We start from the raw sequence: 22,858 nt of genomic DNA, 5'->3' as shown, positions 1-22,858 counted from the left end.
CAATGCAAGGGCGGATTAGGTCCCGTAGTCGCGGCTCGGATCAGCGGGATAGCTGCCTAAGATTCGCAGCTCGCTGGTGAAATATTCCAACTCTTCCAAGGCCAATTGCACGGCGCGATCATCGGGGTGCCCTTCGATATCGGCATAAAATTGTGTCGCCGAAAAGGATCCCCCAACCATATAGCTTTCAAGCTTGGTCATATTCACACCATTGGTCGCGAAGCCGCCCATGGCCTTGTACAGCGCCGCAGGGATGTTGCGCACACGAAAGACGAAGGTGGTCATCATATGTTCCGCGCGTGGGCGCAGATCAGCCTTTGGCTCCATGATCAAGAATCGCGTGCGGTTGCTGTCTTGATCCTCGATATGGCGGGCCAAAATATCGAGATCATAGATTTCAGCAGCAAGTTCCGAGGCAAGCGCGGCCTTGGCCTTGTCGCCCCATGCAGCAACATCGCGCGCGGCGCGGGCATTGTCGGTGGTTACACAGCCTTTAATGTTATTTTCTTTCAAGAATTTCGAGCATTGCGGCAAAAGAACCAGATGCGACCACGCTTCTTTTACGTCAGAAATCTGGCTACCTTTGACACCCAAAAGATTGATGTGAACGCGCACAAAGGCCTCGCCCACGATATAAAGGCCACTTTCAGGCAACAGACGATGGATATCGGCCACACGGCCATAGGTCGTGTTTTCTACGGGCACCATTGCGGCTTGAGCATCGCCTTGGCGCACCGCATCCATCGTTTCCTCAAAGCTTGCACAGGGCAGCACATCCCAATCGGGGCGTGCTTCGCGGCAGGCTTGGTGAGAATAGGCACCAAGCTCTCCTTGAAAGGCGATGCGGCGTGGGTTTGCAGTGGCAGTCATAATAAATCTTTCAGATGGGCGTTCTGTCGCGCTTCCTACACCTTGCCATCTTGTGATGGAAGACGATAGATAGCCCTCAACTCGGGCTAGAGAACGGGAACGACATGTTTGATACAATGACCATCACGAAAGCAGGCGCATCGCTTTGCGCAGCCCTGCTTGCACTTCTCCTCGCTGGTTGGGCCAGTGACGGGCTATATTCAGTTGGCACTGCAAGCCATGGTGAAGAACACGTTAGCGGCTATCCGATTGAAGTGGCCGATGCTGGTAGCGCCGAACCTGCCGAAGAGGTGGTTGAGGTTGCCTTTGCCGATGTATACGCCGCCGCAGATGCGGGCGCGGGTGAAGGCCTATTTCGCCAGTGTCAGGCCTGCCATTCGCTGGAGCAAGGTGCCAATGGTGTAGGCCCCTACCTTTATGGCGTTGTTGGCCGCGCCAAGCATTCGGTTGACGGATTCAACTATTCGGATGGCATCCGTGCCTTGGAAGGCGATTGGACACCAGAGAACCTCAATGGGTTCTTGGAAGCACCTCGCGAATATGCACCTGGCACCGCCATGGCCTATAACGGGATGCGCAAGGTCGAAGACCGCGCAAACCTGATTGCTTATCTCGCGACCATCGGCAACTAAGCTCGTCTCTAGAGATTGTATTTTTCAGAAGGCCGCCCTGACACGGGGCGGCTTTTTTATTCACAGATTCGCGCGCAAACTTCATGGGGTCTGGTTCTTTGCTGTGTGATCGCTAAGTTATTAGGAAATGACATATCGCCCTGTATGGGCGCACTCAGAGATAATGGTCGGGAGGTTGCGATGCACGAGAGACGGATGGTGCCCAAATCCTTGGCAACGGGCCTGATGGGGGCCGTGATAATTGGCATGGGTGTCACGCAGGCATTTGCGCAAGACTTGATCGAAACCCACGCCATATCCACCTTCGGAACACCAAAATACGCAGCGGATTTTGAGCATCTCGACTATGTGAACCCAGATGCGCCACAGGGTGGGGAGATGTCTTTTTCGTGGCCCTCGGGCACGTTTGACTCGCTGCACCCTTACACGCGCGTGGGTAATTCGGCGGTTTTGTCCTCGATTTTCTTTGAATCCATGCTGACAGGCACGGCGGATGAAATCGGCGCCTCTTATTGTCTTTTATGCGCAACCATGCGGTTTCCTGAGAACCGTGACTATGTGATTTTCACCCTAAGGCCAGAGGTGCAATTCTCAGATGGCACGCCTGTCACCGCGGATGATGTGCTGTTCTCTTACGAAATTCTGCGCGATGAGGGTTTGCCATCCTTCCGTGCATCTCTGCCCATGACTATTGAAAGTGCGGAGGTTTTGGGCCCGCGCGAGATCAAATTCACTTTCAATCCCGAAAGCCCGCTGCGTGGTCGGATTGAGGCGGCGGGTGGCTTGCCCGTTTTCAGCCGTGCGAGCCATGAGGCATCAGGTTTGGCCTTTGAAGACAGCCGCCTCACGCCCCTCATCGGCTCTGGGCCTTATGTTTTGGGCGAAGCGGATCCGGGTCAACGTGTGGTCTATGTTCGCAATCGGGACTATTGGGGAAATGATCTGCCCATCAATCGCGGGCGAAACAATTTCGATAGCATCCGAATTGAATATTATGGCGATGCGATTGCCGCCTTTGAGGGGTTCAAAGCGGGCAATTACCTGTTCCGTCAGGAATCCAGCAGCCAAACTTGGGCCACGGGTTATGATTTCCCACGTCTGAATGATGGGATCATTATTCGCGAAGAATTGCACGATGGGTCGACCACTTCGGGTCAAAGTTTTGCGATGAATTTGCGGCGCGAAAAATTCGCTGACCCGCGTGTGCGCGAAGCGATTGCGTTGATGTTCAATTTTGAATGGACGAACCAGACCTTGTTCTATGGACTTTACGCGCCGAATACGAGTTTCTGGGAAAACACCTATTTGGCCGCGCATGGCCTGCCATCTGAAGCTGAGTTGGCGCTTTTAGACCCATTGCGGGATCAACTGCCTGCGCGGGTCTTTACCGAAGATGCCTTTGCCACCCCGCCCTCTGATCCTGATCGCAGTCTCGACCGCCGCGCCGCGCGCCGTGCCTCTGCCTTGCTTGAGGAGGCGGGATGGGTCGTTGGTGATGACGGGATGCTGCGTGACGCAAATGGCGCAACATTGGATGTCGAATTCCTGAATGCCAGTCCGTTGTTTGATCGGATCATCAACCCCTATGTCGAAAACCTACAGGCGATTGGGGTAAACGCCATTTTGACCCGCGTTGACCCTGCGCAATTGCAACAGCGGCAACGAGATGCGGATTTTGACATTATCACGGATCACTTCCCTATGGGCTTTGAGCCGGGATCAGGGTTGCGCCAATATTTTGGGTCGCTTGGGGCGGATGAGTCACTCTTTAACGTCATGGGTTTGGCAGATGAGGGTGTCGATGCCTTGATCGAAAAAGTGGTCGATGCTGAAACGCAGGAGGAGTTGACCCCCGCCGTGCAGGCGCTTGACCGCGTGCTGCGTGCCCATGTCTTCCGCGTGCCGCAATGGTATAACCCCAACCATTGGGTCGCCTATTATGACATCTATCGCTATCCCGATACGCTGCCGCCCTATGATCTTGGCTTCCTCGATTTCTGGTGGGTTGATCCCGCGGCTGAAGCCGGGCTCGAAGAACAAGGCGTGTTGTAAGCTTTATGGCAAGCTATATCCTCAGACGTCTTTTGCTGATGATCCCCACATTATTGGGGATCATGGTGATCAATTTCGCCCTTGTGCAATTCGTACCAGGTGGGCCGATTGAGCAGGTGATCGCACAGCTTGAGGGGGAAGGGGATGTATTTGCAGGCATTTCTGGCGGCGGCGGTGACGCAGGCGCGCAGATGGAGCAGGTCGGCAGCGATTACCAAGGCGCGCGCGGCTTGCCGCCGCAATTTTTGGACCAGCTGAAGCTAGAATTTAACTTCGCGCGCCTTGTTTGCGAAGATGGGTTTACGGGCACCCCTTCGTTGCGTGCGCCAGAATGTGTGGCCGAAGACATCCCCGCGATGGAGCGGTTTTTTCTTATGATGGGGGATTATCTGCGCTTTGATTTTGGCGACAGTTATTTCCGTTCAATCTCTGTGGTGGATTTGGTGATCGAGAAATTGCCTGTCTCCATCACCTTGGGGCTGTGGTCGACCCTCATCGCCTATTTGGTCTCGATCCCGCTTGGCATCCGTAAGGCGGTGCGCGATGGCAGCCGCTTTGATACTTGGACAAGCGGGTTGATCATCGTTGCTTATGCGATCCCTGGGTTTCTGTTTGCGATCTTGCTGTTGGTTTTGTTGGCGGGTGGCAGTTATTTTCAGATTTTCCCGCTGCGTGGTCTGACCTCGGACAATTGGGAAGATCTGAGCCTCTTCGGTAAAATCGGGGATTATTTCTGGCACATCACCCTTCCTGTGCTCGCCTCAACCATTGCAGCTTTTGCCACGCTGACGCTTTTGACCAAGAACAGCTTTTTGGACGAGATCAAAAAGCAATATGTCATGACAGCCAAGGCAAAGGGGCTGTCGGAGGGGCGGGTGCTTTATGGGCATGTGTTCCGCAATGCCATGCTGATTGTCATCGCGGGCTTTCCCGCGGTTTTTGTGTCGGTATTTTTTGGCGGCTCACTGATCATCGAGACGATTTTTTCTCTCGATGGTTTGGGGCGTTTGGGCTTTGAGGCGGCTGTGAGCCGTGATTACCCCGTGATTTTCGGAACGCTTTTTGTGTTTGGGCTGATTGGTCTGGTCGTGGGGATCTTGTCCGATCTGATGTATGTTTGGATCGACCCGCGCATTGATTTTGAGACGCGGGAGGTGTGAGCGCATGATCACGCTCTCCCCTCTCAACCAACGCCGTTGGCGCAATTTTAGGGCCAATCGCCGCGCGCTTTGGTCATTGATGATCTTTCTTGTGCTTTACGGGATTAGCCTGTTCGCTGAAATCATTGCCAATGATAAACCGATTTTGGTGCAATATCAGGGCGGCTATTACACGCCTATTTTCAACTTTTACCCTGAGACAGAGTTTGGCGGCGATTTCCGCACCGAGGCGGTTTATCGTGATATTGAGGTGCAATGCCTGGTCATCTCGGGCGGGTTAGACGCCTGTTGGGATGATCCTGAAGGCGTGATTGAAACCGTTCAAACCACAGGGAGTGTTGATGGCATAGAGGTTGTAAAAGGATGGCTCCTTTGGCCGCCTATTTCCTATAGCTACAATACCGTCAACGATATCGGGCGCGCGGCCCCATCGCCGCCTGACGGGAACCATTGGCTTGGCACGGATGACACCGCACGGGATGTTTTGGCGCGAGTGATCTACGGGTTCCGTCTTTCGGTGACATTCGCGCTGATCGTCACTGCGCTGGCCTCGGTGATCGGAATCGCGGCAGGGGCGGTGCAGGGCTATTTTGGCGGTGTCATTGATCTTATTTTCCAGCGTGTGATCGAAATTTGGGGCGCGACCCCAAGCCTTTATATCATCATCATCGTTGCCGCGATTTTCACCATGGATTTTTGGCTCTTGGTGTTTTTGATGGTCTTATTCGGTTGGACATCCCTTGTCGGGGTTGTCAGGGCCGAGTTTTTGCGCGCCCGCAATTTCGAATATGTGCGCGCGGCCCGTGCGCTTGGCGTCTCGGATCGCGTGATCATGTTCCGCCATGTGTTGCCAAATGCGATGGTGGCCACGCTGACCATGCTGCCCTTTATCGTCACGGGCACGATTGGTTCACTGGCTGCGCTAGATTTCTTGGGTTTTGGCCTGCCCTCATCCGCCCCGTCTTTGGGCGAGATGACCTTGCAGGCCAAAAACAACCTGCAAGCACCATGGTTGGCCTTCACGGCGTTTTTTGCCTTTGCGATCATGCTGTCGCTATTGGTGTTCATTTTCGAAGGGGTGCGCGATGCGTTTGACCCCAGAAAGACGTTCCAATGAGCCTGCTGTCGGTCGAAAATCTACGCATCACCTTTCAGCAAGATGGGCGGCGGATCGAGGCGGTGCGCGGTGTGTCTTTTCACATCGAGGCAGGGGAAACTGTTGCTTTGGTGGGCGAGTCTGGATCAGGCAAATCTTTGACTGCGCTTTCTACTGTATCGCTTTTGCCCGATGCGGCCGAAGTATCGGGCGAGGTGCGCTATCGCGGCGAAGGTTTGATCGGCGCGCCTGAGGCGCGGCTGCGCGCGGTTCGGGGCAATGATATAAGCTTTATCTTTCAAGAGCCGATGACATCGCTGAACCCCCTGCATACCATTGAAAAGCAACTGGGTGAGGCGCTGAGCCTGCATCAGGGCCTGAGCGGTGCAGAGGCGCGGGCGCGCAGTGTCGCGCTTTTGGAGAAGGTTGGTATCCCTAATCCTGCGGCGCGGCTCGGGGCCTATCCGCATCAATTGTCAGGCGGACAACGGCAGCGCGTGATGATTGCAATGGCCTTGGCCAACGGGCCTGATCTTTTGATCGCAGATGAGCCAACCACTGCGCTTGATGTCACCATTCAGGCGCAAATCCTTGATCTTTTGGCCGAATTGAAAAAATCTGAAGGGATGAGCCTTTTGTTCATCACGCATGATCTTGGCGTTGTGCGCAAAATCGCGGATCGGGTTTGCGTGATGCAAGCGGGCGAAATTGTTGAGCAGGGCAAAACAGCGGATGTTTTTGGGGCGCCTCAGCATCCTTATACCCAAAAGCTTTTGGCGGCTGAGGCCACGGGCGCGCCTGCCCCTGTGGCGAAAGATGCGCCCGAAGTGATCGCATGTGACGCCTTGCGTGTTTGGTTTCCAATCACTGCGGGGCTGCTGCGCCGCAAAGTGGGGGATGTGAAAGCGGTGAATGCCGCCACTCTTTCAATCCGCGCAGGGGAGACAATTGGCATCGTGGGCGAGTCGGGATCAGGTAAAACCACGCTGGCGCTTGCGCTGATGCGCTTGATCTCGTCACAAGGGCCGATCCGCCTTGAGGGGCGAGACATTCAAGGTTTGAAAAGCGCGGCCATGAAACCCTTGCGGCGCGATATGCAGATTGTGTTCCAAGACCCTTATGGCTCGCTTAGCCCGCGCATGACGATTGAACAAATCATTGCCGAGGGGTTGAGCATCCATCACCCTGAAGGCAAATCCGCGAGACAAGACCGCGTGGCTGAGATGTTGCGTGAGGTGGGGCTTGATCCAGCCATGATGCATCGTTACCCGCATGAATTTTCGGGCGGTCAACGACAGCGCATCGCAATTGCGCGTGCGATGGTGCTTGATCCAAAGCTTGTCCTTCTAGACGAACCAACATCGGCACTTGATATGACCGTGCAAGTTCAAATCGTGGAATTGTTGCGCGAGCTGCAAGCAAAAAAGGGGCTGGCCTATTTGTTCATCAGCCATGATCTGCGTGTTGTGCGCGCCTTAGCGCATCGGATTTTGGTGATGAAATCAGGCGATGTGGTCGAGATGGGTGAGGCAGCGGAGGTCTTTGATGCACCCGCCCACCCTTATACGCAATCGCTGCTGCGGGCTGTTCTGAGCCATTAGATGGCTGAAGAATGTCCTTCGCTGCGCATTTCATAAGCATCAAAAGCGCGCGCGATCATGCGGGTCAGGGGGCGTCCCTCTGGATGAATAAAGAAACCAGATTGCGTGACTGACACCATATTGGGAAACTGTCGCGCCGTGCTTTGAAGCAGGGCCTCAAGACTTGCGGGCGCGATTTCAAAATTCCCCAAAATTTCGGCGCGGTCGATTTGGAAATCGCACATGATGGCTTCGATCAGTCGGGATCTGAGCCGATCTTGCCCTTTGAAGACATGACCACGCCCTGTGGCCAATGCGCCTGCACGGACGGCCTTTTGATATTCGGCGGTGCTTGAGGCGTTTTGCGCATAGCCTTGTGGAAAGCGTGAAATAGCCGAAGCGCCTAACCCAATCAGCGTATCGCAGGTGTCATCTGTGTAACCTTGGAAATTGCGCCGCAGACGACCTTCACGCGCCGCACGGCCCAAGCTGTCATTGGGACGAGCGAAATGGTCGATCCCGATTTCCTGATATCCATCCCACATAAACAATTCACGCGCGACATCGAATAAGGCAAGCCGTTCTTCGGGTGTTGGTAACGCATCGGTTGGGATCATGGATTGACGCTTGGACATCCATGGCACATGGGCATAGCCATAAAGCGCCACGCGGTCAGGGCTCAGCGAGAGCAGCATTTGAACAGTTTCTGCGATGCGCTTTGCATCCTGATGAGGCAGGCCGAATAGAATATCTGCATTCAGCGAAGTAATCCCACGCGCGCGGATGGCATCCACCGCTGCCTTTGTCACATCATATGTTTGCAGGCGGCCAATTGTGTTTTGAATTTCGGAATGAAAATCTTGCACCCCGATTGAAGCGCGATTCATTCCTGCGGCCACCAAAGCATCAAGGCGCGCGTCATCTATTTCGTTTGGATCAATCTCAACCGAGAATTCATAGTTCTCATCAAGAGGGAGCACAGTTTGCAAATGGCTTGCGAGATCTGTCATCTGTGCAGGGGTCAGCAAGGTGGGCGTGCCGCCGCCCCAATGCAATCGCGCGAGTTTCACCCCTTTTGGGAGGAGTGCAGAGAGATTGGTGATTTCTTGTTTTAGGCTTGCCAGATAGGCAATGATGGGCTCGTCAGAGCGCACCCCTTGTGTGCGGCAGGCACAGAACCAACACAGACGTCTGCAAAATGGCACATGGATATAGGCCGAAATGCGCGCAGCTTCGGGCAACCCTTGAATCCATGATGCGAATCTTTCCGAAGTCACGTCATTCGAAAATTTCGTGGCGGGCGGGTAACTGGTATAGCGCGGCACTTTGGCGTCGAACAAACCCAGTTTGCGGAGTTGCGTGTTATTGTCCATCAGACTACCGTAGGGCGAACGGACCGAACTGGGATTGACCTAGATCAACCCAAACTGACTTGAGCTAAACTGACGGACGGCATCCATGCCAAACAGACCGCTGACCCTACCAAAACAGGACTGCGCTGATTGTCCTATTCGCCACAAAGCGGTTTGTGCACGATGCGAGCCGGATGAACTAACGCTTTTGGAAGAAATCAAGTATTATAAAGGCTTTACGGCAGGGCAGCCGATTGTTTGGGCGGGCGATCCGATGGAATTCGTGGCATCGGTTGTCTCGGGTGTCGCGTCAATGACCCAAACCATGGAGGATGGCCGCCGCCAAATGGTTGGTCTTTTGTTGCCTTCAGATTTCTTGGGTCGTCCGAATCGTGACACGGTATCTTATGATGTGCATGCGGCAACTGATATTGTGCTGTGCTGTTTCCGCCGCAATCCGTTTCAACAATTGATTGCCACCACGCCCCATGTCAGCCAACGCTTGTTGGAAATGACATTGGATGAGTTGGATGCCGCGCGGGAGTGGATGCTGCTCTTGGGCCGCAAGACTGCGCGCGAGAAAATCGCCTCTTTCCTGACAATCATTGCGCGGCGTGACGCGAGCCTTAAAAATGTGCCCTCTCTGGGCGGGCCTTTGAGCTTTGATTTGCCGCTCACGCGCGAGGCGATGGCGGATTATATGGGCTTAACTATCGAGACAGTCAGCCGCCAAATGACTGCCTTGCGCAAGGACGGTGTCATCGAATTGGACGGCAAGCGGCGCATCATCATCCCAGATTTCGAAGCCTTGTTGGATGAGACGGGCGATGATGATGATGGGGGCTTGCCATCCTAGGGCTTTGCGCGATTTAATTCACCTCACGCGCGCGCAGGCCAGCCGCGCAAGATTGGGGGGATCGCAATGCAAAGACGCAGGCGGCAGCTTGTTGTTGGGGCTGTGTCAGCATTGGCTGCGCCAGCATTATTTTTTGGAAAATCTTATGCCGCTACCCCGCGTGGCGTGCTGCGCACTGCGTGGTGGTCTGATCCTTTTGCGCGGGGGTCTTATTCGCATTTAGGTTTGCATGGCACTCGGGCCGAGCTTAGGCCGCGCAGAGCGCATCAGCCTTTGACTTGAGTCAAAAGAAAGCGCGGAAACTCTTGACATGGATCAAGGAGGGATCGCCCCACATGGGCGATTTGAGGCGCAATAGGAAACAGCTTTACGGGTGATTGATTCACCTCAAGAGCGATACGAAGGGACGATCTATGCTTGATTATGCAAAGCTATTGATCCTTGGTCTGATTGCGGTTTTGGCCGCGATTGCTGCGCAATATGCCCGCGATGACGCCTATATGGTGCATGCCGTTTTGGTCATGCTGGTCGCATCGGGGGTGTTTTTGTGGCAATTGCGCCGCACTGGCGAGCCACAGCTTGCTCCAGCCTTGGACGAATATAATGACGGGCCAGTGCGCGCCGCCACCATCGCCACAGTATTCTGGGGCGTGGTTGGTTTTCTCGCTGGCACATATATCGCGTTTCAACTTGCCTTTCCGCAGTTGAATTTCGATTGGGCTCAGCCCTTTGGTAACTTTGGCCGCTTGCGCCCTTTGCACACATCGGCGGTGATCTTCGCCTTTGGGGGTAACGCGCTTTTGGCCGCGTCATTTTACATTGTTCAACGCACCACGGCCGCACGGCTTTGGGGCGGCGGTCTGGCTTGGTTCGTGTTCTGGGGCTATCAGCTGTTCATCGTTCTGGCGGCGACAGGCTATCTGCTTGGCGCAACCCAAAGCCAAGAATATGCGGAACCTGAATGGTATGTTGACCTATGGTTGACCATCGTTTGGGTGGCGTTTTTGGCCGTGTATGTTGGCACGCTGATCCGCCGCCGTGAGCCGCATATTTATGTGGCCAACTGGTTCTTGCTGTCCTTTATCATGACCGTGGCCATGTTGCATGTGGTCAATAACCTTGCGATCCCAGTGTCGATCTTTGGGTCGCGCTCGGTTCAGGTGTTCTCGGGCGTGCAAAACGCAATGACGCAATGGTGGTATGGCCACAATGCTGTGGGCTTCTTCCTAACGGCGGGCTTTTTGGGGATGATGTATTACTTCATTCCAAAACAGGCCGAGCGACCTGTCTACTCGTATAAATTGTCGATCATCCACTTCTGGGCGCTGATCTTCCTGTATATCTGGGCAGGCCCTCACCATTTGCATTACACCGCGCTGCCTGACTGGGCTTCTACCCTTGGTATGGTGTTTTCAATCATTCTTTGGATGCCTTCTTGGGGTGGTATGATCAATGGCCTGATGACCTTGTCGGGTGCTTGGGACAAGCTGCGCACGGATCCTGTGTTGCGGATGATGGTCACCTCGGTTGCCTTCTACGGAATGTCCACATTCGAAGGCCCAATGATGTCGATCCGCGCGGTGAACTCGCTGTCGCATTACACGGACTGGACGATTGGTCACGTGCATTCTGGTGCCTTGGGCTGGAACGGGATGATCACCTTCGGGATGCTCTACTATCTCGTGCCCAAACTGTGGAACCGCCAGGCGCTGTATTCCCTGCGGGCCGTGTCGTGGCACTATTGGTTGGCGACCATTGGGATCGTTCTATACGCATCTTCGATGTGGGTCACGGGGATCATGGAAGGTCTGATGTGGCGTGAAGTTGATGCGCAAGGCTTCCTTGTGAACTCTTTCGCAGACACGGTTTCGGCCAAATTCCCAATGTATGTGGTGCGCGGCTTGGGTGGGGTCATGTATCTCACTGGGGCGATCATCATGGCCTACAACCTCTGGATGACCGTGCGCAAAGGCGCTGCTACGCAGCAAGCCCCTGCCATGGCACCAGCAGAATAAGGAGGGCGTGAGAAATGGCTCTTGAAGGTCACAAGAAAATTGAAACCAATGCCACGCTTCTGCTGACGCTCAGCTTTCTGGTCGTCACCATCGGCGGTATCGTGGAAATCGCCCCCTTGTTTTACCTTGAGAACACAATCGAAGAAGTGGATGGGATGCGTCCCTACTCACCGCTCGAATTGACGGGTCGCGAAATCTATGTGCGTGAAGGCTGCTATGTCTGTCATAGCCAGATGATCCGTCCAATGCGCGATGAGGTGGAGCGTTATGGTCATTACAGCCTTGCGGCTGAATCCATGTATGACCATCCGTTCCAGTGGGGCTCTAAGCGCACGGGGCCAGATTTGGCCCGTGTGGGCGGCCGTTATTCGGATGCTTGGCATGTGGATCACTTGACCGATCCGCAATCGGTTGTGCCTGAATCCGTCATGCCCGCTTATGGGTTCCTATCTGATCGTGTAATCTCGCCTGAGCATGTTGTTGATCTGATGGAAACCCACCGCTTGGTCGGTGTGCCATACACGGATGAGCAATTGGAAATGGCCCAGCTCGATTTCATCGAACAGGCTACGACCTATGGCGATGCGGGTGTTGTCGCCCGCTATCCCGGCGCGCAGCAGCGCGACTTTGATGGTAATCCCGCCGTGACCGAAATGGATGCTTTGGTCGCATATCTGCAAATGTTGGGCACATTGGTCGATTTCTCGACCTTTACGCCTGACGAAAGCCGCTAAGGGAGGGCTGACCTGATGCTTGATGACAGCTACACCCTGATGCGGGTTTTTGCAGGCTCTTGGGGTGCTGTGTTTATGTTTGTCTCTTTCGTGGCGGTGGTGTTTTTCACCTTCCGTCCAGGAAGCCGCAAAGTTCACGAAGACACGGCAAATATCCCCTTTCGCCATGATGACAAGCCCGCCGCACGCAGCCCTGCGACCAAGGAGGCACGGCAATGACCGACCATAAAAACGCAAATCACGTTGACCCAACCTTGCAAGCGGGTGACCCTGAAACAACGGGCCATTCTTGGGATGGGATCAAAGAGTTCAACAACCCCCTGCCACGTTGGTGGTTGTGGACATTCTACGCCTGTATCGTGTGGGGCTTGGCCTATACTGTGGCCTATCCCGCATGGCCGCTGTTGAAAGAGGCAACGCCAGGTTTGCTTGGGTTCTCGACCCGCGCCAATGTGGTCGATGACATTGCGGAATTTGACGCGATGAATGCAGGTCTGCGTCAAGAGCTTGAGACAGTCGATCTTGCGACCATCACCCCGCAGGCCACACCTGATCTTTATAATTACGCGATCCAAGGTGGCGCGGCGACCTTCCGCACATGGTGCGCGCAATGTCACGGATCGGGCGCAGCTGGTGTTCAGGCCGCAGGATACCCGAACCTGTTGGATGATGATTGGCTATGGGGCGGGAGTATTGACGATATCCACTACACTGTCACCCACGGCATCCGCAACGAGACAGACCCAGATGCGCGCTATTCAGCGATGACTGCTTTTGAAGGCATGCTCAGCGATGAAGAAATCGGTCAGGTCGTCAATCATGTTCTGGCAATTTCGAACCAAGAGCATGATGCGGGGCTCGCCGCTGCAGGACAGGAGGTGTTCCTCAATAACTGCGCTGCGTGCCACGGGGATCAAGGCCTTGGGGATCGTTTCATGGGCGCCCCCAATTTGACCGATGCAATCTGGCTCTATGGCGGCTCTGCGGAGAAGATCGAGGAGACCGTGCGCTATGCCCGATTTGGTGTGATGCCAAACTGGAATGAGCGCCTGTCCGAAGCCGAGATCCGTTCGGTTGCGCTTTATGTCCATTCGCTTGGGGGCGGTGAATAACCGCCGCCCTCGGGCACAAAAATCCATGTTTCCCTTGCGAAATGTGGTGCGGCGTCGGCCTCAGTCCTGTTCGCGCGTTTCCTACGAGGCCGACGTCTTCCTCCTCAAACCTCTCTCTGCGCAATGTGGAGATAGGTTTTTTATTGAAGCAAGAAAGCGCGAAACGCGCCCAAGTCAAGGATCGCAGTCGGATTTATGTGGCAGATGACAGCCGCCGACCCTTGAGCCCATTGTTTGATTCAAGTCAAAGAAGCAACGCCGTTTTGGCCGTAGTTTGACCGCGCGAACGAGGACCAGACCTATTATCGAATCATGCAAGGATGCGTCAGCTATGACCACCTCTTCAGAGCCGCCAAAGCTATATGCTGCGCGTGAGCCTGTCTTTCCCCGCCGTGTGAAAGGCAATTTCCGCAATTTGAAATGGGTGATTATGGCCATCACCTTGGCGATTTATTATGTCACGCCATGGATACGGTTTGATCGTGGCCCCTCCCTGCCCGATCAGGCTGTTTTGGTCGACTTGGCCAACCGCCGTTTTTTCTTCTTCTGGATCGAGATATGGCCCCATGAATTCTATTTTGTAGCGGGCCTTTTGATCATGGCGGGATTGGGGTTGTTCCTCTTTACCTCTGCCCTTGGTCGGGTTTGGTGCGGTTATTCCTGCCCGCAAACGGTCTGGACGGATTTGTTCTTCACTGTTGAGCGGTGGATTGAGGGCGATCGCAACGCACGCGTGCGTTTGTGGAATGCCAAATGGGATGCGCGCAAACTCCGGCTCAGGTTGTTTAAATGGGCGGTTTGGTTGGCGATTGCGGTCGCAACTGGGGGGGCGTGGGTGTTCTATTTCACCGATGCACCGACCCTGCTTGGCGATTTCCTGACAGGGCAGGCCCATATTGTTGCCTATACAACCATCGCCGTTTTGACCGCGACAACCTTTGTGTTTGGCGGATTCATGCGCGAGCAGGTTTGCATCTACATGTGCCCGTGGCCCCGTATTCAGGCCGCGATGATGGACGAGCATACAATCACGGTCGCTTATCGTGATTGGCGCGGCGAGCCGCGTGGTAAGCACCGCAAGGCAGAAGGCGCAGATCAGTTGGGCGATTGCATCGACTGTAATGCCTGCGTGAATGTCTGCCCTGTCGGGATCGATATCCGCGATGGTCAGCAGTTGGAATGCATCACCTGCGCGCTGTGCATTGATGCCTGCGATGATATGATGGCCAAGGTTGGCAAAGAGCGCGGTTTGATTGACTATATGGCCTTGACCGATGAAGAGAACGAGCGCGCTGGAAATAAAAAAGTTTCTGTGTGGAAACACATCTTTCGTCTGCGCACGATTATTTACACGATCCTGTGGTCGGGCATCGGTATCGGTTTGACTGTGGCCTTGTTTATGCGGGGTGAGATCGACATGACGGTCGCGCCTGTGCGCAACCCGCTTTATGTCACGCTGTCTGACGGGACGATCCGCAACACCTATGACATTCGTCTGCGCAACATGACCCATGAGGATGCCGTGTTCGCCGTGAGCGTTGTCTCAGAGGCGGGCTTGGAGATCAGCCTTGAAGGTGAAGATGACACCACCGTCACTGTGCCCGCCGATGAAACCCATTTGCAGCGCGTCTATGTTTACGCAACCCCCAACAGCCAAGCTGCGCAAAGCGAGCGCACGGATATTCGGTTTTGGATTGAAAACCTCGCCACCAATGAGCGCAGTTCACAAGACAGCAGCTTTGCAGGGAGAGATATGGAATGAGCATGCCGATAAGCAATAACCCCAGTAAAGGCCGCCTGACAGGGGGCAAGGTGTTGATGATTTTTGTGGGATTTTTCGGGGTTATGTTCGCCGTGAATATCTTTATGGCGTTTCAAGCCCTGTCCACTTTTCCTGGGTTGGAGGTCAGCTCCTCCTACGCCGACAGTCAGGATTTCAACATACGCCGCGATGCCCAAGAGGCTTTGCACTGGCAAGCGGCGGTTGAAACGCGGGGGAGTGGGGCAGGGGCGACTGTAATCTTGCATTTGACCGACGCGTCAGGCGCGCCTGTGATGCCCGCGCAGATGGAGGCGCTTTTGACCCGCCCCACGAACCAAACCCAAGATCAGCTTTTGGCCCTGCAGCTCATGGATGGCGCATGGCAGGCACCCGCAGATTTGGATCAAGGGCGGTGGCGTTTGCGCCTGACAGGGCGTGCGGATGACGGCACGGATTACCGCCATAACCTGACTTTTTGGGTGAACTAAACACATCATGGCCACCACTGATTTCCATTACGAAGAACGGCCAAGACCTGCAGCCTGTCCCGCCTGCAGCGTGGCCCCTTTGGCCGAGCATTTGGCAGAATTGCCCAAAGATGCGGAAATCATGGTGTCCTTGCCAACAATCCATTGCGCGGCCTGCATTTCGGCGGTTGAGCGGGCGTTGAGCAAGATGCAAGGCGTGACGGATGCACGGGTGAACCTCACCTTGCGCCGCGCGGCTGTGAAAACCGATGGCACAGTGTCGGTCGATGATTTGATCGCGCGTCTGGCGGCTGTTGGTTACGAGGCGCACGAGCTTGATGCAGGTCGCCTGAGCAGCACGGCCGCACAAAGGCAGGGTCGCGATTTGCTGATGCGGCTGGGTGTTGCCTTCTTCGCTATGATGAATGTGATGCTGCTTTCGGTTGCGGTTTGGTCGGGGGCTGAGGGTGTGACCCGCGACATGATGCATTGGATATCAGCCGCCATTGCCATTCCTGCGGTGATTTTCGCCGGCCGTCCGTTTTATGTTTCGGCATGGTCTGCTTTGCGGGTGGGCCGGCTGAATATGGATGTGCCAATCACCCTCGCCATTCTCTTGGCGCTTATAACCTCGCTTTATGAGACAATGCATTCTGGGGCACATGCGTATTTTGATGCGGCGGTGTCTTTGTGCTTTTTCCTCTTAGGCGGGCGGTATTTGGATTTCAAAACCCGCGCATCTGCGCGATCTGCGGCACAAGAGCTGTCCGCCCTTGAAGTGCCGCGCGCCTTGCGCGTAACGGCAACAGGCGAAGAGGCTGTCGCCGCTGCTGATCTAGCCATCGGTGATGTGATCCGCGTGCGTCCAGGGGGGCGGATCCCTGCTGATGGCGTGGTGACCCGCGGCACATCCGAACTTGATCGTGCGCTCATGACGGGGGAAAGCCTGCCTGCGGCCATTGGTGTGGGTGGGCAGGTCAGCGCGGGCGAGATCAATCTGACGGGCCCGCTAGACCTGCGGGTGACGGCGGCAGGTCGGGACAGTTCGCTTGCGCGTATCGCTGATCTGGTTGCAATGGCAGAAGCGGGGCGCAGCAATTACACCTCGCTGGCCGATCAGGCCGCCAAACTTTACGCGCCATTTGTGCATATCTTGTCCGTTTTGGCGGCTGTCGGTTGGTGGCTCTATACGCAAGACATTCGCGTCTCACTCAATATTGCCGCTGCGGTTTTGATCATCACCTGCCCGTGCGCGCTTGGTCTGGCGGTGCCTGCTGTGACAACCGCGGCCTCGGGTCGGTTGTTTCGGAAGGGTCTGCTGATCAAACATGCAACCGCGCTTGAGCGTCTTGCCGAAGTGGATTGCGTGGTCTTTGACAAAACAGGCACGCTTACCATGGGCGCGCCCGAGGCGATGGGGCTTGATGACTTAAGCGCCGCGCAAAAAGCCATCCTTGCAGCAATGGTCGCAGGGTCAGATCACCCGCTGTCACGCGCATTGGCGGAGGCCTTGGCCGATTTGAAGGTGAATCCCGCCCTGCTTGACGATTTGCGCGAAAAGTTAGGGTTGGGGGTCGAAGGGCGCTATCAGGGTCAAATGATCCGATTGGGCCGTGCCGAATGGGTCGGCGCAGAGGCATTGGACGAAACGGCGACCTATCTGGCGATTGGCGATACGCCGCCCGTTGCCCTGCGGTTCCGCGATCACATTCGCGATGGGGCAGAGGCTACAATCGCCGCGCTTAAGGCCAAGGGCGTTCGGATTTTGATGCTGTCTGGCGATCAAGAAGGGGCGGTTGCAAGCTTCGCTGCGCGACTTGGCATTGAAGACTACCGCGCCAATGCCAAATCTGAAGAAAAAGCGGCAATGCTGAAGGACCTCGCGGATCAGGGTCATAAGGTGTTGATGGTGGGGGATGGATTAAATGACACAGTTGCTTTGGCCTCGGCTCATGTGTCGATCTCGCCTGCAACCGCCTTGGACGCGGCCCGTGCGGCCTCGGATATGGTGCTGCTTGGGCGCGATTTGGCGCCGTTGCCCGATGCAATGGAGACCGCGAAACGCGCGCGGGCGCGGATCAAAGAAAATTTCACATTGGCTACGGCCTATAACGTGATTGCCGTGCCGATTGCAGTGGCGGGTTTTGCGACCCCCTTGGTGGCGGCCTTGGCCATGTCGGCCTCCTCCATCACAGTGTCCTTGAACGCGTTGCGGCTTCGGGGGTAGGGTGGTTTATGGATATTCTCGCACTTCTCATCCCCGCGTCCCTGTTTCTTGGGGCTGTTGGCTTGGCTGCTTTCTTTTGGTCGCTGAAAGGCGGGCAATATGATGACCCAGAAGGGGACGCTGCGCGCATTTTGCGCAGTGATTTTGACGACAAACCCAAAAGTTAAGTTTTACGGCCCGACCACCATGCAGGCTGTGTCGCGCGCCACAAGCCGTGCGCAGGCGCGAGTGGCCTCATCTTCTGTCATGCCCGCGAATTGCGCCTCAAAGCCACCTTGGCGTTGGGTCACATGGCGCAGGGCCTGTTGCAGCGAAGATTCCGACAAAGCCGTTTGCAGCAGCAAACGCTCAGCGGTGTTCTGGGTGGGGTAACGCCCCAAGGATATCGCATAAAGCCGCTCGCCCGTAGACGTAGCACGGGTCACGATTTCAGGCGCAGAAGGTAAGGCATTTTCAGAAAGTGCTGCCGCCAATTCGATTGGGCGTTGGCTTGGCAAAGGCGCCTCTTCCGGCGCAAGCGCGTCCTCATCTAAACTTGCAAGGGCGGGGCTTGGTGCGTCATCCACGATCACGGGCTGGGTGTCTGCCTCGCTGATGACAGAGGCTGCCCCTTCGGCACTGGGGGTTGCGGCTGTGAGCGCCTCCTCAACTGCAACATCAATCGCGGCGAGTAAGGTTTCACTTGGCGGTGTAATTGGAAGCGGGCGCGGTTGCGGCACTAGGCTGCGCGCAACAACCCCTGAGGGGCGGATCGTGCGTGCAACTGGCCCGCGCTCGTAATCGCTGGCAGGCCCACTCCCGCCGCCGCCTGAGCCGCCTGAATAGACGGGGAAGCCTGCCAATCTCAATTCGGCATGGGCAGGCGCGCGGGCAAAGCCCATATCCAATAACTCCGAGACGCGTTGGTTGCGCCATGCCGTAGATTGGCCGCCAAAGACAGTGGCAATGATACGCACATCGCCGCGCTGGGCGGAGGCCACGAGATTAAATCCTGCGGCGCGCGTATAGCCTGTCTTGATCCCATCGGCGCCACGATAGGCCGACAAAAAAGCGCGGTTCGTGTTGCGCACAGTCGCGACACCTGCATCAGTCGAAAGGCGCGAGAACAGGTTGTAATATTCTGGATAGTCATAAACCATGCGCCGCCCAAGCATTGTCATGTCATTAGCGGTCGACAAATGGCCCTCCGCAGTTAGGCCATGGGCATTGCGAAATGTTGTGCGCGTCATCCCTAGGGCTTCTGCGGTACGGGTCATGCGCCGTGCAAAGGCCGCCTCTGACCCCTCAATCGCTTCGCCAATGGCCGTTGCCGCGTCATTGGCCGAGCGCACAGCCGCCGCGCGCACCAAATAGCGTAGACGAATTTGCTGGCCTGCGCGCAAACCGAGTTTCGAGGGGGGTTCTGCGGCCGCGTTTTGCGACACCGTAACCAAGGTGTCCATGGTAATTTCGCCAAGCCGCACCGCCTCAAAAGCGATGTAAAGCGTCATCATCTTGGTCAGAGAGGCGGGGTGCAGTCGTGTATCCGCATTACGCGAATGCAAAACCTCGCCCGTTCGTGCGTCAATCACCATGGCCGCATAAGGCGCGGCCTTTACGGGTGTCGCAGCGAAAAAGACAACAATTAAAAGCCCCAGAAGGGCGGAAAAAAACCGATTATATGCCACGAGACCTGCTCACTCTGCCTCAATTAACCGTCTGACGCGGTTGTTATCCTCCGACAATACGGCAGAAGTTTGAAAAAATCCATGATAAACTATTGGAAGGTTTCAGCTTTCTTGATCACAAGAAATTTGCTGCATGGTGCGGGCCCCATGCTTGTATTTGCAAGCGTATTTTTCATATTTCATTCGGATTTTTGCTTTCAGCGCGTGACCTTATGTCAAAGGTGGTGTTAGGTATGCGCAATACAACTGTAGGACGATTTGCATGACCGATCCCTTTGATGAGCGCAAAGCCCGCGCTGCCGCGTGGTTTAGGCAATTGCGCGATGATATCGTGGCCGCGTTTGAAGATTTGGAAGACCGCCACCAGAGCGCCGATGACGCGGGACGATTTGATGTGTCGCAGACCAAACGTCATTCCGAGGATGGCAGCGATGCAGGGGGTGGCCTCATGAGCGTGATGCGCGGGGGCAGGGTCTTTGAGAAGGTCGGTGTCAATGTGTCCACTGTGCATGGCACATTGGGCGCGCGCGCTGTGGCGGCAATGTCTGCGCGCAAAGATATGGAAGGCCTGCGGGATGACCCGCGTTTTTGGGCTTCGGGTATCAGTTTGGTTGCGCATATGAACAACCCGCATGTCCCTGCGGTGCACATGAATACACGCATGTTCTGGACGCCGCACGGGTGGTGGTTCGGGGGCGGTTCTGACCTTAACCCTTGCATCGAATATGAGGAAGACACCGCGGATTTTCACGCGGTTCTCAAGGCGCATTGCGACAAGCATGGTGGCGACATCTATCCCCGTTTCAAAGCATGGGCAGATGAGTATTTCTATGTGCCGCATCGTGGTCGCGCGCGTGGGGTTGGCGGGATTTTCTACGATGATCTGAACACGGGCGATTGGGAGGCGGATTTCGCCTTTACCCAAGATGTCGGTCGTGCCTTTCTACCTGCCTTTTTAGGCGTGGTCGAAAAGCGGCGCGAGATGGCATTTGACGAGGCGGATCGTGACGTTCAGTTGATCCATCGCGGTCTCTATGCCGAATATAATCTCGTTTATGATCGCGGCACAAAATTTGGCCTTGAGACAGGCCATGATGCAAATGCTGTTTTGATGAGCTTGCCGCCTTTGGCCAAGTGGGTTTAAGTCCCGCTCAAGAGGCGCTGATAGACTGAGATGATCGCATCTGCTTCGCGTTCTAGCGAAAAGTGATCAACCATATGGGCGTGGGCAGCCGCGCCCATTTTGCTGCGCAACGGTGCATCCTGCAAAAGGTGGTCGATCTGCGTCTCTAGCGCTGCTTGATCTTCAATCCCGACCAAATATCCGGTTTCCCCATCGCGGATCAGTTCTTCGAATGCACCTGCGCGGGTGGCTATTACGGGAACACCACAGGCCATTGCCTCGAGCGGGGTTAAGCCAAACCCTTCGTGTCGCTGCGGGGCCACAAACAGATCCAGCGCCTGATAATAGGGAATAATCTCATGCGTTGGAACTTCGGCTGGGAAATGAACCCGCCCCTGAAGGCCTGCTGCGGCGATCTTTGCCTTTAGCGATTTCAAATAGTCTTTATGCCGGTCGGTTGCGCGGCCTAAAATAACCGCCTCTGCCCCCTCATGTTGGGGCAGAAGGTTGATCATTGCATCCACAAACTGATCTGTCCCTTTTGAAGGGCGAATACGGCCATAACATCCAATCAATGGTCCTTTGCCAAAGCCAAGCTTGGCTTTCAGCGCGCTGTGATCGGGCGCAGGGCTGAACGCGTGAATATCAATTCCGTGCAAAATCACAGTTGCGGGTCGATCCAAGAAGGCCGCCGTTTTCTGAGACGTAGCGATCACATGATCCATGTGGCCAATCAGCCATTTCGTGTAGCGCGTGTGGTTTCGTTGTGATGCGGAGGTGAACAGCAGTTTTAACCGCTTTCCAAAAACATGCTTCAGCACGATCCCCGCCAACATTTCATTATTGCGCCTTGCGTGCCAGACGCGCGGGCCATGTGGCCCGTTTTTCGACATTGTAAGCAGATCATTGAGCGGGATTTGTGGCAAGCCTGTGGGCAAGCCGCGCCCTACGGCGGCTATCGCCACCTTTTCAGCCTGATGCGGCACGAGGCGCACAATGGTCGCCGTCACCCCAGACAAGCGTTGCTTGAAATTGGGGGCGAGGATGTCGATTTGATCAATCCTAGGGTGCGCCATGCCCTGAGCGTTACCGCGCAAACGCGGCATGGGCAAGCGCCGCGCGGCTTACGCGCGGCGAATTTCCTCAAGCAGAACGTGCACATTTTCAGGATCAGCTTCAGGTGTAATGCCATGGCCGAGGTTGAAAATATGAGGCCCGTTTTTCAGCGCGTCCACAATGCGCCGCGCCTCTTGGCGCAAGGCATCACCGCCTGTGATCATCAGCTTGGGGTCAAGATTGCCCTGCACGCAGCCATCCTTTTGCAAATGCTGTGCCGCCCATGTCGCATCAACACTCGTGTCGAGGGCCAAACAATCCGCACCAACAGCCTTTGCGAAGCCAATATATTTGTCGCCTGCCTCACGCGGGAACGCGATGACGGGCAAGCCTGGAAAACGCTGCTTCATCTCTTGGGTGATCTTTTTCGCGGGCTCTAGCGCATATCGGTCAAAAGCCTCGCCTTTCAGCGAGCCTGCCCAACTGTCAAAGATTTTCACGACCTCTGCACCGGCTTCGACCTGCTTTGAGAGATATTCGATGGTCGCATCGGTCAGCAGGTTGATGAGCGCGTCAAAAGTTGCGGGATCTTCTTGGCGCAGTTTATGTGCGGGCGCTTGGTCGGGTGTGCCGCGCCCTGCGATCATGTATGTGGCCACTGTCCATGGCGCGCCTGCAAAACCAATGAGTGTGGTTTCTTTGGGCAATTCTTGCGACAAGATTTTAACGGTTTCATAAACAGGCGCGAGATGGTCGTGGATGTCGTCCTTGCCCTTCAAAGGCTTTAAGCCGTCTGGCCCAGTGATTGTAGAGAGGCGTGGGCCTTCACCCGTGACAAACCACAAATCCGCGCCAAGCGCATCGGGGATCAAGAGAATATCTGCGAACAGAATTGCAGCATCGAACCCGTAGCGGCGAATTGGTTGCAAGGTGACTTCTGCCGCCAAATCGGGTGTGTAGCACAGCGAAAGAAAATTCCCAGCCTGCGCGCGTGTCGCGCGATATTCGGGCAAGTAGCGCCCCGCTTGGCGCATCAGCCAGACGGGTGGAGTGGGGAGGGTTTCGCCGCTCAACGCGCGCAGAAGTGTTTTTGTCAT

General features: G+C 55.5%; 20 protein-coding genes. 15 read left to right on the top strand and 5 right to left on the bottom strand.

All coding sequences use genetic code 11. The features are described from left to right. Positions 1–15: 15 nt before the first annotated feature. A complete protein-coding gene (locus tag AAC637_RS06370; RefSeq protein WP_340252698.1) occupies positions 16–870 on the bottom strand; it encodes a prephenate dehydratase in 855 nt (284 codons plus the stop codon). A gap of 116 nt (positions 871–986) precedes the next feature. On the opposite strand from AAC637_RS06370, the gene AAC637_RS06365 reads away from it, so the two are divergent. From AAC637_RS06365 to AAC637_RS06345, 5 genes are all read left to right on the top strand, one after another. Beyond that, entirely contained in the window at positions 987–1,502 is a 516-nt protein-coding gene (locus AAC637_RS06365) for a c-type cytochrome (RefSeq protein WP_340302794.1), read from the top strand. A gap of 180 nt (positions 1,503–1,682) precedes the next feature. Then, positions 1,683–3,554, top strand: coding sequence for an extracellular solute-binding protein (locus AAC637_RS06360; RefSeq protein WP_340302793.1), 1,872 nt, complete (start codon positions 1,683–1,685; stop codon positions 3,552–3,554). Positions 3,555–3,559: 5 nt separating this feature from the next. Next, positions 3,560–4,714, top strand: a complete 1,155-nt coding sequence (locus tag AAC637_RS06355) for a microcin C ABC transporter permease YejB (RefSeq protein WP_340252692.1) — start codon at positions 3,560–3,562, stop codon at positions 4,712–4,714. 7 nt (positions 4,715–4,721) lie between these two features. Beyond that, entirely contained in the window at positions 4,722–5,831 is a 1,110-nt protein-coding gene (locus AAC637_RS06350; RefSeq protein ID WP_340303162.1) for an ABC transporter permease, read from the top strand. Beyond that, positions 5,828–7,411 (top strand): ABC transporter ATP-binding protein, encoded by a 1,584-nt coding sequence (locus tag AAC637_RS06345; RefSeq protein WP_340302792.1) that lies wholly within the window; start codon positions 5,828–5,830, stop codon positions 7,409–7,411. The genes AAC637_RS06350 and AAC637_RS06345 overlap by 4 nt, the downstream gene beginning before the upstream one ends. Here the strand turns inward: AAC637_RS06345 and hemN are convergent. After that, on the bottom strand, positions 7,408–8,763 hold the full coding sequence (gene hemN / locus AAC637_RS06340; RefSeq protein WP_340302791.1) for an oxygen-independent coproporphyrinogen III oxidase: 1,356 nt from the start codon (positions 8,761–8,763) through the stop codon (positions 7,408–7,410). The genes AAC637_RS06345 and hemN overlap by 4 nt on opposite strands. A gap of 85 nt (positions 8,764–8,848) precedes the next feature. On the opposite strand from hemN, the gene fnrL reads away from it, so the two are divergent. The 9 genes from fnrL to ccoS all read left to right on the top strand — a co-directional run bounded on the left by fnrL (position 8,849) and on the right by ccoS (position 18,082). Next, positions 8,849–9,598 carry a transcriptional regulator FnrL gene (fnrL, locus tag AAC637_RS06335; RefSeq protein WP_317656527.1) on the top strand — a complete coding sequence of 250 codons (750 nt, stop codon included), beginning with the start codon at positions 8,849–8,851 and terminating at the stop codon, positions 9,596–9,598. 413 nt (positions 9,599–10,011) lie between these two features. Further along, a complete protein-coding gene (gene ccoN / locus AAC637_RS06330; protein WP_340302790.1) occupies positions 10,012–11,613 on the top strand; it encodes a cytochrome-c oxidase, cbb3-type subunit I in 1,602 nt (533 codons plus the stop codon). A 14-nt stretch (positions 11,614–11,627) separates the two neighbouring features. Further along, on the top strand, positions 11,628–12,347 hold the full coding sequence (ccoO, locus tag AAC637_RS06325; protein WP_340244818.1) for a cytochrome-c oxidase, cbb3-type subunit II: 720 nt from the start codon (positions 11,628–11,630) through the stop codon (positions 12,345–12,347). A gap of 15 nt (positions 12,348–12,362) precedes the next feature. Then, the gene (locus tag AAC637_RS06320) at positions 12,363–12,566 is read left to right on the top strand and encodes a cbb3-type cytochrome c oxidase subunit 3 (RefSeq protein WP_340302789.1); all 204 of its coding nucleotides are present in this window, start codon (positions 12,363–12,365) and stop codon (positions 12,564–12,566) included. Beyond that, the gene (gene ccoP, locus AAC637_RS06315; protein WP_340302788.1) at positions 12,563–13,459 is read left to right on the top strand and encodes a cytochrome-c oxidase, cbb3-type subunit III; all 897 of its coding nucleotides are present in this window, start codon (positions 12,563–12,565) and stop codon (positions 13,457–13,459) included. Before AAC637_RS06320 ends, ccoP begins: the two co-directional genes overlap by 4 nt. Positions 13,460–13,790: 331 nt before the next feature. Then, positions 13,791–15,221: a cytochrome c oxidase accessory protein CcoG gene (gene ccoG / locus AAC637_RS06310; protein ID WP_340302787.1), complete on the top strand. Its 1,431-nt coding sequence runs from the start codon at positions 13,791–13,793 to the stop codon at positions 15,219–15,221. Then, on the top strand, positions 15,218–15,709 hold the full coding sequence (locus AAC637_RS06305) for a FixH family protein (protein WP_340302786.1): 492 nt from the start codon (positions 15,218–15,220) through the stop codon (positions 15,707–15,709). Before ccoG ends, AAC637_RS06305 begins: the two co-directional genes overlap by 4 nt. 7 nt (positions 15,710–15,716) lie before the next feature. Further along, positions 15,717–17,915, top strand: a complete 2,199-nt coding sequence (locus AAC637_RS06300) for a heavy metal translocating P-type ATPase (protein WP_340302785.1) — start codon at positions 15,717–15,719, stop codon at positions 17,913–17,915. Positions 17,916–17,923: 8 nt separating this feature from the next. After that, positions 17,924–18,082, top strand: a complete 159-nt coding sequence (gene ccoS / locus AAC637_RS06295; RefSeq protein WP_340302784.1) for a cbb3-type cytochrome oxidase assembly protein CcoS — start codon at positions 17,924–17,926, stop codon at positions 18,080–18,082. Positions 18,083–18,085: 3 nt separating this feature from the next. Here the strand turns inward: ccoS and AAC637_RS06290 are convergent, their stop codons facing one another. Then, the gene (locus AAC637_RS06290; RefSeq protein WP_340302783.1) at positions 18,086–19,582 is read right to left on the bottom strand and encodes a D-alanyl-D-alanine carboxypeptidase family protein; all 1,497 of its coding nucleotides are present in this window, start codon (positions 19,580–19,582) and stop codon (positions 18,086–18,088) included. Positions 19,583–19,844: 262 nt separating this feature from the next. Between AAC637_RS06290 and hemF the strand changes: the two genes are divergently transcribed. Beyond that, positions 19,845–20,726 carry an oxygen-dependent coproporphyrinogen oxidase gene (gene hemF / locus AAC637_RS06285; protein ID WP_340302782.1) on the top strand — a complete coding sequence of 294 codons (882 nt, stop codon included), beginning with the start codon at positions 19,845–19,847 and terminating at the stop codon, positions 20,724–20,726. On the opposite strand, the gene AAC637_RS06280 is transcribed toward hemF, so the two are convergent. Together AAC637_RS06280 and hemE are read right to left on the bottom strand one after the other, a co-directional pair. Then, positions 20,723–21,781 carry a glycosyltransferase family 4 protein gene (locus AAC637_RS06280; protein WP_340302781.1) on the bottom strand — a complete coding sequence of 353 codons (1,059 nt, stop codon included), beginning with the start codon at positions 21,779–21,781 and terminating at the stop codon, positions 20,723–20,725. The genes hemF and AAC637_RS06280 overlap by 4 nt on opposite strands. A gap of 48 nt (positions 21,782–21,829) precedes the next feature. Further along, positions 21,830–22,858 (bottom strand): uroporphyrinogen decarboxylase, encoded by a 1,029-nt coding sequence (gene hemE, locus AAC637_RS06275; protein ID WP_340302780.1) that lies wholly within the window; start codon positions 22,856–22,858, stop codon positions 21,830–21,832.

The organism is Roseobacter sp. HKCCD7870 (assembly GCF_037830315.1).
In the GTDB taxonomy this organism is placed as follows: domain Bacteria; phylum Pseudomonadota; class Alphaproteobacteria; order Rhodobacterales; family Rhodobacteraceae; genus M30B80.
The sequence above is the reverse complement of the archived record's forward strand: the minus strand, read 5'-3'. Positions and strand labels throughout refer to the sequence as shown.